The organism is Herbaspirillum sp. SJZ107, assembly GCF_006715485.1.
Lineage (GTDB): Bacteria > Pseudomonadota > Gammaproteobacteria > Burkholderiales > Burkholderiaceae_D > Telluria.
In genome coordinates this window covers 933,315-946,645 of the sequence record NZ_VFNH01000003.1, presented here as the reverse complement: position 1 = coordinate 946,645, position 13,331 = coordinate 933,315, and the positions used below count along the sequence as shown (strand labels likewise).

At 66.2% G+C, this 13,331-nt stretch carries 11 protein-coding genes; 4 read left to right on the top strand and 7 right to left on the bottom strand.

Annotation, left to right across the window (positions count from 1 at the left end; translation table 11 throughout):
* Window positions 1–44: 44 nt before the first annotated feature.
* From FBX97_RS22330 to FBX97_RS22315, 4 genes are all read right to left on the bottom strand, one after another.
* Window positions 45–725, bottom strand: coding sequence for a response regulator transcription factor (locus FBX97_RS22330; protein WP_141836709.1), 681 nt, complete (start codon window positions 723–725; stop codon window positions 45–47).
* A 21-nt stretch (window positions 726–746) separates the two neighbouring features.
* Entirely contained in the window at window positions 747–1,943 is a 1,197-nt protein-coding gene (locus tag FBX97_RS22325; RefSeq protein ID WP_141836707.1) for a PAS domain-containing sensor histidine kinase, read from the bottom strand.
* Window positions 1,944–2,134: 191 nt separating this feature from the next.
* Complete coding sequence (locus tag FBX97_RS22320; RefSeq protein WP_141836706.1) at window positions 2,135–5,245, bottom strand: DEAD/DEAH box helicase; 3,111 nt, start codon at window positions 5,243–5,245, stop codon at window positions 2,135–2,137.
* Between the two features lie 242 nt (window positions 5,246–5,487).
* Window positions 5,488–6,105 (bottom strand): TetR/AcrR family transcriptional regulator, encoded by a 618-nt coding sequence (locus tag FBX97_RS22315; RefSeq protein WP_141836704.1) that lies wholly within the window; start codon window positions 6,103–6,105, stop codon window positions 5,488–5,490.
* A 121-nt stretch (window positions 6,106–6,226) separates the two neighbouring features.
* On the opposite strand from FBX97_RS22315, the gene FBX97_RS22310 reads away from it, so the two are divergent.
* Window positions 6,227–7,249 (top strand): MBL fold metallo-hydrolase, encoded by a 1,023-nt coding sequence (locus FBX97_RS22310; protein WP_255517589.1) that lies wholly within the window; start codon window positions 6,227–6,229, stop codon window positions 7,247–7,249.
* Between the two features lie 4 nt (window positions 7,250–7,253).
* On the opposite strand, the gene FBX97_RS29695 is transcribed toward FBX97_RS22310, so the two are convergent.
* The 3 genes from FBX97_RS29695 to FBX97_RS29685 are packed head-to-tail and all read right to left on the bottom strand — an operon-like array spanning window position 7,254 to window position 7,981.
* On the bottom strand, window positions 7,254–7,403 hold the full coding sequence (locus FBX97_RS29695) for a winged helix-turn-helix domain-containing protein (RefSeq protein WP_185748692.1): 150 nt from the start codon (window positions 7,401–7,403) through the stop codon (window positions 7,254–7,256).
* A complete protein-coding gene (locus tag FBX97_RS29690) occupies window positions 7,373–7,582 on the bottom strand; it encodes a hypothetical protein (RefSeq protein WP_185748691.1) in 210 nt (69 codons plus the stop codon). Before FBX97_RS29690 ends, FBX97_RS29695 begins: the two co-directional genes overlap by 31 nt.
* A gap of 45 nt (window positions 7,583–7,627) precedes the next feature.
* The gene (locus FBX97_RS29685; protein ID WP_185748690.1) at window positions 7,628–7,981 is read right to left on the bottom strand and encodes a cyclic nucleotide-binding domain-containing protein; all 354 of its coding nucleotides are present in this window, start codon (window positions 7,979–7,981) and stop codon (window positions 7,628–7,630) included.
* Between the two features lie 152 nt (window positions 7,982–8,133).
* Between FBX97_RS29685 and FBX97_RS22300 the strand changes: the two genes are divergently transcribed.
* The 3 genes from FBX97_RS22300 to FBX97_RS22290 all read left to right on the top strand — a co-directional run bounded on the left by FBX97_RS22300 (window position 8,134) and on the right by FBX97_RS22290 (window position 13,330).
* Window positions 8,134–10,383, top strand: a complete 2,250-nt coding sequence (locus FBX97_RS22300; protein WP_255517602.1) for a family 1 glycosylhydrolase — start codon at window positions 8,134–8,136, stop codon at window positions 10,381–10,383.
* A gap of 119 nt (window positions 10,384–10,502) precedes the next feature.
* Window positions 10,503–12,872, top strand: coding sequence for a Tex family protein (locus FBX97_RS22295; RefSeq protein ID WP_141836698.1), 2,370 nt, complete (start codon window positions 10,503–10,505; stop codon window positions 12,870–12,872).
* Window positions 12,873–12,874: 2 nt separating this feature from the next.
* Window positions 12,875–13,330, top strand: a complete 456-nt coding sequence (locus FBX97_RS22290; RefSeq protein WP_141836696.1) for a GNAT family N-acetyltransferase — start codon at window positions 12,875–12,877, stop codon at window positions 13,328–13,330.
* Window position 13,331 lies beyond the last annotated feature (1 nt).

The following is a 13,331-nucleotide window of genomic DNA, read 5'->3' as shown; positions in this document are numbered from 1 at the left end:
TCACTCGATACGGGAAAGCGCCCAATGTAGCGCTAACTTGGCAATCAGGCCAGCGTGAATCCGGCAGACAGGCTATACCCTTCGCCATAGGCACTGCGCAGCGGCAGGTCCTGGCCCAGGCCGGTGCGCGCCTTCTTACGCAAACGATACACCAGCATGTCGACGCGGCGGCTCGCATCCGGATCGTCGCCGCCCATGCCGGCCACGATCACCTGGCGCGGCACCGGGCGGGTGTTGATGGTCAGCAGGTGCAGGAAATTGCACTCTTTTTCGGTCAGGTCGATCACCTTGCCCATCAGCTCGAGCTGGCGCGCCGAGACGCGCAGCATCCACTTGCTCGGCGCCGGCGCCGGCTCGGCCGGCCGCACGCGGCGATCCAGGGCTTCGATGTGGGCGGCCAGTTCCGGGAACTTGATCGGCTTGGTGAGATAGTGGTCGGCGCCGAGGCGCAGGCCGAGGATGCGGTTGTCGAACGCGACCCGGCCGGTCAGCACCAGCAGGCCGATTTCGGGATACAGCTGGCGCATGCGCGGGATGACATTGAAACCGTCTTCGTCGGGCAGGCCAAGGTCGAGTACGACCACGGCGGCCGGGGTGCGGGTCAGGGCCGCCCACATGTCGCCGGCGGTGGTCGCGATCGTCACCTCGTGACCCAGTTCCCTGAGGAAGTCGGCCATGTCGCCGGCATAGTCGCCATTGTCTTCAACAATCAGTATTTGCGTCATGGGTGTGCCATGTTTCTATTATTACGTGTTCCCCGGCATTGTTGTCGGGTGGCCATCCCCGTTGCCTGCCCGATTATCACTGCTGGTCCCGCTGGAAGCAAGATTTTTCGCGGCGGCATCAGGGGCGCTTTCCTGGGCCGGCAGCCATAGCCGGAACTCGGCGCCGCCGCTGGCCGGCGTCACCATCCCGAGCGAACCACCGTGGACCTCGACCACCGAACGCGCCATGTACAGGCCGAGTCCCTTGCCGGGCGTCGCGGCCGCGTTGGCGCCGCGGTAGCCCTTGTCGAAAATGTGTGGCTGGTCGGCCGGCGCCACCCCCGGCCCCTCGTCGCGCAGCGCCAGTTCGATGCCGCCGCCGCTGCGGCGCCCGCTGACGTGCAGCGGACTGCCGGCCGGCGTGTGGCGCAGCGCATTCTCCAGCATCAGCTTGAGCGCCAGGCGCAGGCCGGCCGGTTCGCCGCGCAGCGCCGCCGGCAAGCCGGCCGCATCGAAGCTGACCGGCCGCCCCGCCACCCGTGCCTGGGCCACCAGTTCTTCCAGCAGCAAGCGTGGCGCCACCGCATGCGGCTGGCGCTGGCGCCCCAGCGCCGCCATCCGTTCCGGCGACAGGTAGTCGTCCAGCATGCCGATCAGGCGGTCGGTGGCGACGGCGATCTTGCGGTAGCGCTGGCGCGTCGGCTCGTCGGCGTTGGTGGCGGTCGCTTCGAGGCGCTGGATGGCGCCGTCGATGGTCGACAGCGGGGTGCGGAATTCGTGGTTCAGCATGCTGGCGAAGCGCTTCTGCTCGAGTTCGCGCGCACGCCGCGCCGACAGGTCGCGCACCAGGCCGGCCAGCGAACGCGGCTGGCCGTCGGCATCCGCCAGCAGGGTCGAGATCACTTCGACCGGGGTGGTGCGGCCATCCGGCCGGCGCACCTCGACCGCGCGCGTCACGCGCAGGCGCGATCCGTCGCCGGCGGCAAAGCGGCGTAGGCGCTCCGGCAAGCCGCCGCACAAGGCCGACAGGGGACCGTCACCACCCTCGGCCAACTGTTGTTCAATATCCACAAGACCATAGCCCAGCAAGTCGTCGACACCAGGGCTGAGATAAACGAAAGTGCCGGTGGCGCAGTCGAGGATGAAGGCAAGGTCACCGCCGAGCTCGGCGATGGTACGGAAGGCGTCCGCCGTCGCCAGCGCCGGGCCGGCTTGGTGGACGGAAGCGCTGCGGGTCATGGAAACCTTCCGGATGAGTGATTGCAGTCGGAATCAAAACGGCTGCCAAGGTCGCCAAGTATAGTGCGCTGACTCAACAGTTGACTAGGCAAACCACTCTAGACCGTTGCGCGGGTGAGATACGTAAATACAAAAACGCCGTCCCGCGCAGGCGGTGACGGCGTTGCATTTCAGTCAGCGAAGCAGACTGTTCAGTCTTCCAGCGGTGCAAAAATCGCCTGCAAATCTTCCTGCGTCAGCGCCATCTTCTGCGACTCGCCTTCCGCCAGGATCGATTGCGCCAGCTCCGACTTCTTCTGCTGCAGCAGCTGGATCTTTTCTTCCAGCGTACCCTTCGCGATCAATTTATAGACGAACACCGGCTTGTCCTGCCCGATGCGCCAGGCGCGGTCGGTGGCCTGGTTTTCGGCTGCCGGGTTCCACCACGGGTCGTAGTGGATCACGGTGTCGGCCGCGGTCAGGTTGAGGCCGACGCCGCCGGCTTTCAGGCTGATCAGGAAGATCGGCACCGCGCCCTGCTGGAAGGCGGCAACTTGCGCCGAACGGTCGCGCGTCTCGCCGGTGAGGATGGCGTACGGGATATTGCGTGCGTCCAGTTCTTCCTCGATCAGGCCGAGCATGCTGGTGAATTGCGAGAACACCAGGATCTTGCGGCCTTCGCCGAGCAGGTCGTCGACCATCTGCATCAGGTCGGTCAGCTTGGCGGAGACGGCGGCCGTGTTCTTCTTGGCCGGCATCGCCTTGACCAGACGCGGGTCGCAGCAGACCTGGCGCAGCTTCAGCAGCGCTTCCAGGATGACGATCTGGCTGCGCGCCACGCCCTTGCGGTCGATTTCCTCGCGCACCTTCTTGTCCATCGCCAGGCGCACGGTTTCGTACAGGTCGCGCTGCGGGCCGCTGATCTCGATGCGGCGGATCATTTCGGTCTTTTGCGGCAGTTCCTTGGCCACATTGTCCTTGGTCCGGCGCAGCAGGAAGGGTTTGATGCGGCGGTTCAGCAGCGTGCGCCGCACCGGGTCGTCCTGGCGTTCGATCGGATGGCGGAACTGGCTGTTGAAGGTCTTCTCGTCGCCGAGCAGGCCCGGCAGCAGGAAGTGGAATTGCGACCACAGCTCGCCCAGGTGGTTTTCCAGCGGCGTGCCGGACAGGCACAGGCGATGGCGCGCGTTCAGCGAACCGGCCGTCTGTGCCGCCTTCGAGCGGGTGTTCTTGATGTAGTGCGATTCGTCCAGGATCACCAGGTGGTACTCGTGCTCGCGCAGCTTTTCCTCGTCGCGCGGCAGCAGCGCATAGGTGGTCAGCACGATGTCGGCCTTGTCGATCTGGTCGAACAGGTCCATGCGCTCCTTGCCCTGCAGCAGCAGCACCTTCAGGTCGGGCGCGAAGCGTGCCGATTCTTCCATCCAGTTGGCCATCAGGCTGGTCGGGGCGATCACCAGTGCCGGCGCGGTCAGGCGGCCGGCTTCCTTCTCGGTGAGGATGTGGGCGATGGTCTGCACGGTTTTACCGAGACCCATGTCGTCGGCCAGGATGCCACCGAGGTCGTACTCGCGCAGGAACTGCATCCAGGCCAGGCCGTCCAGCTGGTAGTCGCGCAGGGTCGCCTGCAAGCCCTTCGGCGCATCGACCTTTTTCACTTTGCCGAACTGGCTCAGCTTGCGGCCGGTCTCGCGCAGGCGTTCGCCGCCGGTCCAGCTGAAGGCGGCGCCGCGCGCCAGCTCTTCGAGGCGCGCCGCGTCCAGCGTCGACAGGCGCACCTTGCTCTTGATCTTGTCGTTGAAATACAGCTCGCCCAGCGTCGACAGGATCGGTTTGACGCGGCCCCAGGGCAGCGCCACGCGCAGGCCGTCGGGCAGGGTCGCCAGCATCTGGTCGGCTTCGCCGTGGAAGGCCAGCACTTCCGGATTGAAATCGAGCGGCGTGCTGCGGATGAGTTGCACCAGCACCGGCAGCAGCGGCACGCGCTTGCGGTTGACCACGATGCCGAGTTCCAGTTCGAACCAGGCGTTACCCGCCTCGGCCGGCTCGTCGATCTGGGCGTACCACTCCTCGACCGGCACCACGTCGTAGCGGTACTTGGGCGACTTCTGCACATGCCAGCCGATGTCGGACAGCGCATCCAGTTCGTTTTCGGCAAAACGCAGCCAGTGCGCCTGGCTGTCCAGCAACTGCGCACCGGCCAGGGCCGACAGCGGCGCCGTGGCCGGCTTGCGGAAACCGATCTCGTGCAGCATGTCGAGCGCCGCGGCTTCGAATGCCTCGTTGCGCTGGATCACTTCGGTGACGTCGCCGATCTGGCGCACCACGCGCTGGGCCGGATCGAAGGACACGCGCTGGCCGTCGTAGTCGAACGACAGCACGGCGAAATCCTGCCAGCGCTGGGTCGTGCCGTCGGCCACCTGCACCGCATCCAGCAGCAGGTGCGGCTGCGGCTTGACGTCGGTACGGATGCGCTGGGTGAGTGGCTGCGGCAGCGGCATCAGCTGCTGCAGGCCATGCGCCAGCAGAAGTTGCGACACGCGCTTCTTGTCGTTGCCCGCCAGCGGCGGCGCCTGCGACACCAGGGCCTGCAGGTCGGCCAGCGAAATGTCGATGCCGCCACGGTTCAGGGCCAGGGGACCGCAGGACAGGTTGTCGATGTACCACGGCGGATCGGTCGGCAGCATGTAGTCGACCAGGTCGGCGCCCGGGTGGTTGGCGCCCTTGGCCGGTTCCACCGACCAGCCGAGCTTGGCGGTACGGCCTTCGTCGCGCCAGGTAAGGCTGGCCTGGCGCTCCGGGCCGGCCTGCAGCGGATACAGCAAACCGTTGCTCATGTCCGACCAAGAATTAGCCCAAAGCAATTTACCTTGCGCCAGCAACTGCTGCAGCAGGATGGCACCGACCTTGCCCTTGGGCTCGGTGGCGCTGGTGCTCTGGTTGGAACCGCTGCGCATGGCGATGAAGAAACGCACCAGATCCTCGTCATCCCCTTCGAGATAGGCGGGCGGCGCCGACAGCAGCGAGAACACTTCGCCGACCGGGCTGGCCGACGCCACGTCCCCGTTCGGACGCAGGCGCGCCTTGCACAGGCACACCGCGACATGGCGGCCACCGCTGGTCGGGGCCATGACATAAACGAATTTGTACTGGACAGCCTTGGGGTCAGCCACTTCGGCGGTCAGCTTGGGTTGCGGATGCGCTGCCGCTTCGACCCTTTGCAGCCAGCTCAATACCGGGGCGGGCAGGACAGGTGCGCGTGCGGGCGCTCGAGCCGGCGGGGCGTCGCTGGTATCGTCGCGAGGAAAATCAACTGTGTGCATGGGGTCTCAGGAATCTGGGATTTGAAAAAACAACAATGTTTATTATCCTCTATACGGACAGAACTGTTTTGTTCGTGATCGCACGTAGCAGGATGAAACTTTACAAGCCGAAAGGAGTAAAAGTTACACTCTTCCGCAGGTTTTTTCTAGCACCTGCACTCGTAAACATCGATTGTTGGGAGATTGAGCAAGCTTGCGCGCGTTTTGGCGGCCTTCCGACAGCGGCAGCCGGTTCGCAAGCCTCAGTCGGCGCCGCTACCGAAGTAGGCGAGGAACATCGACACCGACGCCTCGATGAGGCGCGCCTGCGCCTCCGCGTCCAGCGGTGCGGCGCCCAAGGTGACCTGCGGCCAGAACGCGAAGGTCTTGATCTGGCCCTGCAGCAGGGTGGAAACAAATGAAGGATCGCCCGGTTTCAGCCTGCCGTCGGCCTGGGCGGCGCGGATCCAGGCGGTGAGGCCCTCCTCGCGTTCGCCGATGCGGTCGAACACGGCGCGCGCGTGTGCAGGGGCATGGATCGCTTCGGCCACCGCGACCCGGGCCAGATCGATGAAATCGCGCTCGGCCAGCGTGCGCAGCTTGTGCGCCAACAGCTCGGTCAATTGCTCGCGCAAGCCGAGGTCGCGGCGATAAGGCAGGTCGAGCGCCTCGGCCTCGCTCTGGAACAATTGCACCAGCGTTTCCGCGAACAGCTCGTCCTTGCTCGGGAAATGGTTGTACACGGTGCGCTTGGACACCCCTGCAGCCGCAGCGATCCGGTCCACGCTGGTGGCCTCGAAGCCACAGGCACGGAATTGTTCGGCGGCGGCCTTCAAAATGGCCTGGCGCTTGCGGTCGGTAAGGCGGGTCGGTGCGTCCATCGGATAATTCTACACTTACCAGTTTACTTTCTCAAAAACGGAAACTACACTGTGTAGTGTACATTTACATTTATCCAACGCGATGCGCCTTCTGACGAGTGCCCTTTTTGGAGTCCTGCTCATGACCGGTTCTACCCTGGCGTCGACGCCTGCCCCCGCGACCTCTCCCCAATTCCACGACGGGAAATTCCGCAACCCGGCGCCGATGCACGAGCACAGCGTCGGCGAGATGGCGCGTCTGTGGTGGAACTTCATGTTCAACAAGCCGGCCGGCACCGTACCGGAAGGCGCGATTCCGGTACGCGCCCTGAGCCGGGCCGACCTGCTGGCGGCGCCCGACAACACCCTGTTCCGCCTCGGCCACTCGACCCTCCTGTTCAAGCTGGCAGGCGAGTTTTATCTGACCGACCCGGTGTTCTCGAAGCGGGCGTCTCCGGTGCAGTGGGCCGGACCGGCACGCTTCCACGCGCCGCCGATCGCGATCGAGGACCTGCCGCCGATCAAGGCCGTGATCCTGTCGCACGACCATTACGACCACCTCGACGAAGCCGCGGTCAAGGCGCTCGCCGGCAAGACCGCCCATTTCCTGGCGCCGCTGGGCGTGGGTGACCGCCTGGCCGGCTGGGGCATCGATGCCGCCAAGATCCACCAGTTCGACTGGTGGCAAGGCACCGAGATCGATGGGGTACGCTTCGTGGCGACGCCGTCCCAGCATTTCTCGGGCCGCGGCCTGGGCGACCGCAATTCGACGCTGTGGGCCTCCTGGGTCATCCTGCACGGGGACCTGCGTGTGTTCTTCAGCGGCGACAGCGGCTACTTCAGCGGTTTCAAGGACATCGGCGCCAAATATGGCCCGTTCGACGTGGCCCTGCTGGAAACCGGCGCCTACGACAAGCAATGGCCGGACGTCCACATGCAGCCCGAGGAAACCCTGCAAGCCTTCCTCGACCTGAAAGGCAAATGGCTGGTGCCGATCCACAACGGCACCTTCGACCTCAGCCTGCACCGCTGGCAGGATCCGTTCGAGCGCATCTCGGCGCTGGCGCAAGCGCGCGGCGTGGCCCTGTCGACGCCGGAGATCGGAGAACAGCTCGACCTGGTGCAGCCGCATGCCGGGCGGCCATGGTGGCGCGGCGTGAAATGAGCCGCTAAGGGCCAGGGCGCAGCAGATCCTCGATCTGGCGTGCGCATACCGCATAGCATTCGCAGCTGGCCCGCTCCAGGCCGGGACGGTCGAGCAGGGTCACGTGGCCGCGCGTGTAGCGGATCAGGCCAGCCTGCTGGAAGGCGCTGGCCACGGTGCTGACGCTGGCCCGGTGCACGCCCAGCACTGCGAGATGAATTCGTGGGTCAGGTAAAAACCGTCGCCGCCGACGCGGTCGCCCGTCATCAGCATCCAGCGCGCGAAGCGCTCTTCGACCTTGTGCAGGCGGTTGCAGGCGGCCGACTGCGCCACCAGGCTGAGGTAAGCCGCCACGAAACGCTGGGTCGCACGGCGCAGGGAGGGCAGCGCCGCGACAGCCTAGTGAAAGGCCTCGGCCGTCATCCACAGGCAGTCGCCCTCGACCTGGCAGAACACGGTATCGGTCCAGTATTCGCAGCCGAGCAGCACGTCGATACCGGCAAAGCCCTCGTTGCCGATGGTGCCGGTTTCGACCATCGTCCCGTCGCGCATCAGGGTCAGCACCGACAGCACGCCATGGCAGGGAAAATAGACGTTCGATGCCGCTTCGCCACGCGGGCCGACCACGTCGCCGACATGCAGGCGGCGCCGGCTCATGGCGGGCATCAGCGCACGGTAGGCGTCTTCGTCCAGCATGCGCAGCAAGCGGTTGGGGCAATCAATGGTCGGCAATAAGCCCGTAGATATATTCATGAGACGAGGCTAGCACGAAGCCGCGCCCTCCTCCGACACGAATCCAGCGCGCAACAAAATAGCGGAATAAGCCGCTGATTAGCGAAAGTTACTTGTGTTCTGATTGAAGAAAAGAATTTTTATTAAAAGCCGCCGTATGTCGGGATGCCGACATAGCTGGCTTCTGCCGGACACTAGACTGGGGTCAATCGAATACGGCAGGAGCCAGCATCATGACCAATTACCAGACACCCGGCCGCGGTCCCGCACTGTGGGGCGGCCTCGAGTGCACCGTGAACCGCGTGCGCGACCAGTACTTCAGCCAGATGGAACGCAACGGCCACGCCGAGCGGCTGCAGGACCTCGAACGCTTTGCCTCGCTCGGCATCAAGGCGATCCGCTACCCGGTGCTGTGGGAACGCACTGCCCCGGATGGGCTGGACAAGGCCGACTGGTCCTGGTCCGACCTGCGCCTGCCGGCCTTGCGCGAACTGGGCGTGACGCCCATCGTCGGCCTGCTGCACCACGGCAGCGGTCCGCGCCATACGAGCCTGGTCGACCCGGCCTTCCCGGACCAGCTGGCCGAATATGCCGGTGCAGTAGCGGCGCGCTATCCCTGGGTGGACCACTACACGCCGGTCAACGAACCGTTGACCACGGCGCGCTTTTCCGGCCTGTACGGCGTGTGGTACCCGCACGGCGAGGATGACGCCACCTTCGTACGCGCCCTGCTCAACCAGTGCCGCGCGACGGTGCTGGCGATGGCTGCGATCCGGCAGGTGAATCCGGATGCGAAGCTGGTGCAGACCGACGACCTGAGTAAAACCTACGGCACTCCCGAGATGGCGGAGCTGGTCACCTTTTTCAACGAGCGGCGCTGGCTGTCGTGGGACCTGCTGTGCGGCATGATCGAGCCCGGACACGCCTTATGGGATTACCTGCTGGCCGCCGGTGCCACCGCCGACGAGCTACTGTGGTTCCGCGACCACCCCTGCCCGCCCGACGTGGTCGGCGTCAATTACTACACCACCAGCGAGCGCTGGCTCGACCACCGGCCGGCGCGCTATCCCGAGCACTACCACAATGAGTACAAGGGCCTGGCCTACGCCGATATCGAAACGCCGCGCGTGCTGGCCACGCCGACGCCGGGCATCGGCCCGCTGCTGCACGAGACCTGGGAACGCTACCGGCTGCCGGTGGCGGTGACCGAAGCCCACGTCGACGCCAACCGCGAAGACCAGCTGCGCTGGCTGCTCGAGATCTGGGACGCGGCACGCCAGGCGCGCGACCGCGGCGCCGACATCCGCGCCGTGACCGTCTGGGCCCTGCTCGGCTCCTACGACTGGAACTGTCTGGTCACCGAATGCAGGGGCTATTACGAGCCGGGTCCGTTCGACGTGCGCGGCAACAAACCGCGCGCCACCGCGCTGGCCGACCTGATGCGGCGCCTGGCCACCGGCCGGCCGCTGGCGCATCCGGTGCTGCAGGGGCCGGGCTGGTGGCGCCGCCCGGGGCGCATCCTCTGCAAGCCGGTCGCGCATACGCTGGCGACCAACGGCTACGGCCCGCGCCAGCACGCGTCCTCGGCCCAGCCGATCCTGATTGCCGGCGCCGCGGGCAAGCTCGGCCGCGCCTTCGCGCGCTTGTGCCTGCAGCGCAGCCTCGCCTGCCGCCTGGTTGGCCACGACGAGATGGACATCGCCGATCCGGCATCGGTCGAGGCAGCGATCCGGCGCTACCGGCCCTGGGCCATCGTCAACGCCGGCGGCTACGCCAGCATCGACGGCGCCGAACGCGATGCCGCGCGCTGCTTCCGCGCCAACTCCGATGGCCCGACGGTGCTGGCGCTGGCCTGCGAACGCTACCAGCTGCGCCTGCTGACCTTCTCGAGCGACCAGGTATTCGACGGCGCCAGCGCGGCGCCCTACGTGGAATCGAGTCCGGTGGCGCCTCTCAACGTATACGGCCGCAGCCAGGCCAGGGCCGAGCAGCGCATCCTCGGTGTCGCCCCCAAGACCCTGGTGGTGCGCACCAGCGCCTTGTTCGGTCCTTGGGACGAGCACAACTTCGTGACACGGGCGCTGTCGACGCTGGCCGAAGGCGGCCGTTTCACGGCGGACGCCGACACCATGGTGTCGCCGACCTACCTGCCGGACCTGGCAGGTGCCTGCCTGGATCTGTTGATCGACGGCGAAAGCGGCATCTGGCATATGACCAATGGCGAAGCGCTCAGTTGGGCCGAGCTGGCGGCACGCGCCTGCGTCCTGGCCGGGGTCGATACGCGCGGCCTGCGCCGCGTCGCCTGCGCCGAACTGCGCCAGGCGGCGCCACGGCCGGCCTTCAGCGCCCTGCGCAGCGAGCGCCAGGTCCTGCTGCCGTCGCTCAGCGATGCGCTGGCGCGGTATGCAAGCGTGATCGCCTAGGGCGGCACCGAGGCGGAATTGAGACGGATGGTAGAACGGGGCGCCTGTCAAGACTGGCGTAATGCCCGCGTTTGCGTATCATTGCCCGTTCGACTCACCGACTGACTGACCCAAGCACCATGCTGCCTTCGATCGAACAACGCCTCGCCCAAGAACTGTCCGCCAAACCGGTGCAGGTGGCCGCCGCCATCGCCCTTCTCGATGAGGGCGCGACCGTCCCCTTCATTGCCCGCTACCGCAAGGAAGCCACCGGCGGCCTGGACGACGTCCAGCTGCGCCTGCTGGAAGAGCGCCTGCGCTACCTGCGCGAACTGGAAGACCGGCGCGCTGCCGTGATCGCCTCGATCACCGAGCAGAACAAGATGACGCCGGAACTGCTGCAGGCGCTGGCGCTGGCCGAAGACAAGACCCGCCTGGAAGATCTCTACCTGCCGTATAAACAGAAGCGCCGTACCAAGGCCCAGATCGCGATCGAAGCCGGGCTGGCACCGCTGGCGGACACCCTGCTGGCCGATCCGTCGCAGCATCCGGAAACCGTCGCCACCCAGTACCTGCGCGAGGCCTTCACCAATGCCGACGGCGTCAACAACCCGGGCGTGGCCGACACCAAGGCTGCGCTCGACGGCGCGCGCCAGATCCTGATGGAACGTTTTGCCGAAGACGCCGAACTGCTGCAGTCGCTGCGCGAATACGTGCAGGAACACGGCGTGGTCGAATCCAAGGTGGTCGAAGGCAAGCAGGAAGAAGGCGAAAAGTTCGCCGACTACTTCGATTACTCGGAAACCCTGTCGACCGTGCCCTCGCACCGCGCGCTCGCACTGATGCGCGGCCGCCGCGAAGGCATCCTCGACGTGACGCTGCGCCTCGATAGCGAAGCCGAAAAACCGAAGTGGGACGCGCCGCTGAACCCGTGCGAAAGCCGCATCGCCGCGCGCTTCGGCATCAAGGGCGCCGGCCGCCCGGCCGACAAATGGCTGCAGGACACGGCGCGCTGGACCTGGCGCGTAAAAAGCTTCATGTACATCGAGACCGAGCTGATGGGCCTGCTGCGCGACAAGGCGGAAACCGATGCGATCCAGGTCTTCGCGCGCAATTTGAAGGCCCTGCTGCTGGCGGCGCCGGCCGGCCCGCGCGCCACCATGGGCCTGGACCCGGGCCTGCGCACCGGCGTCAAGGTCGCCGTGGTCGACCCGACCGGTAAAGTCGTGGACACCGCTACCATCTATCCGCACGCGCCGCGCAACGACTGGGACGGCTCACTGCACACGCTGGCGAAACTCGCGGCCAAGCACAAGGTGTCCCTGATCTCGATCGGCAACGGCACCGCGTCGCGCGAGACCGATAAACTGGCGCAGGACCTGATCAAACAGCAGCCCGACCTGAATCTGACCAAGATCGTGGTCTCGGAAGCCGGCGCCTCGGTGTATTCGGCCTCGGAGTTCGCGTCGCGCGAGCTGCCCGACCTCGACGTGTCGATCCGCGGCGCGGTCTCGATCGCGCGCCGCCTGCAGGACCCGCTGGCGGAACTGGTGAAAATCGACCCCAAGAGCATCGGCGTCGGCCAGTACCAGCACGACGTGTCGCAGACCCAGCTCGCGCGCCAGCTCGACGCCGTGGTCGAGGATTGCGTGAACGCGGTCGGCGTGGACGTCAACACGGCGTCGGCGCCGCTGCTGGCGCGCGTATCCGGTCTGTCGGCCAGCGTGGCCCAGAGCATCGTCAACTATCGCGATGCAAAGGGCGCGTTCGCCTCGCGCGCGGCCCTGAAGAGTGTCCCGCGCCTGGGCGACAAGACCTTCGAGCAGGCGGCCGGCTTCCTGCGCGTGATGGGCGGCGAGAATCCGCTGGACGCGTCGGCGGTGCACCCGGAATCGTATCCGGTGGTGCAGAAGATTCTGCTGGACATCCAGCGCGACATCAAGCACGTGATCGGCGACGGCGCGCTGGTGAAGTCGCTGAACCCGGCTAAGTATGCCGATGAAAAATTCGGCGTGCCGACCGTGTCCGACATCCTGAAGGAACTGGAAAAGCCGGGACGCGATCCGCGTCCGGAATTCACCACCGCGACCTTTAAAGAAGGCGTGGAAGAGATTTCCGATCTGCGTCCGGACATGATCCTGGAAGGCGTGGTGACCAACGTCGCCAACTTCGGCGCCTTTGTCGACATCGGCGTGCACCAGGATGGCCTGGTGCATATCTCGGCGCTGTCGAACACCTTCGTGAAGGATCCGCACACGGTGGTCAAGGCCGGCCAGGTGGTGAAAGTCAAAGTGCTGGAAGTCGACGTCAAGCGCAAGCGTATCGCGCTGACCATGCGTTTGTCGGACAGCGCGCCGCAGGCAGGTTCGCAACCGCAGCAGCGTGGCGACCGCGACGACCGCAAGCGCATGGCTGATCACCAAAATAAGCAACAGCAGCGCCAGGAACGCTCGGCGCCGGCGGCTGCGGGTGGCGCCATGGCGGCGGCATTCGCCAAGCTCAAGAAATAAGCGTGTTCGCGATCGCCCCCGCCGACCCCGCATCGCTTGATGCCTGCGAGCTGCTGGCGGAACTGGGCGCGGCGCTGGCGGCGATCACCGGCAGCGACGGCACAGCCTCCTTCGATGCCGCCGGCGTGCGCGAGCCGGGGGGCTGCTTCCTGCTGGCGCGCGACGCGGATGGCAAGCCGGCCGGCTGCGGCGCGCTGCGCCCGCTGTCGGGATCGGTGGCCGAGCTCAAGCGGATGTATGCGCGGCCCGGCAGCGGCGCCGGCGTGCACCTGCTGGCGGCGCTGGAGCGCCAGGCCGCCGGCTTCGGCTACACCGAGGTGTGGCTGGAGACGCGCAGGGTCAACGCGCGCGCGGTCGCCTTTTACGAAAAACATGGCTACCGGGTGATACCGAATTACGGCAAGTACGCCGGACGGCCGGAAGCCGTGTGTTTCGGCAAGCGCTGCCGGTCAGCCTGAC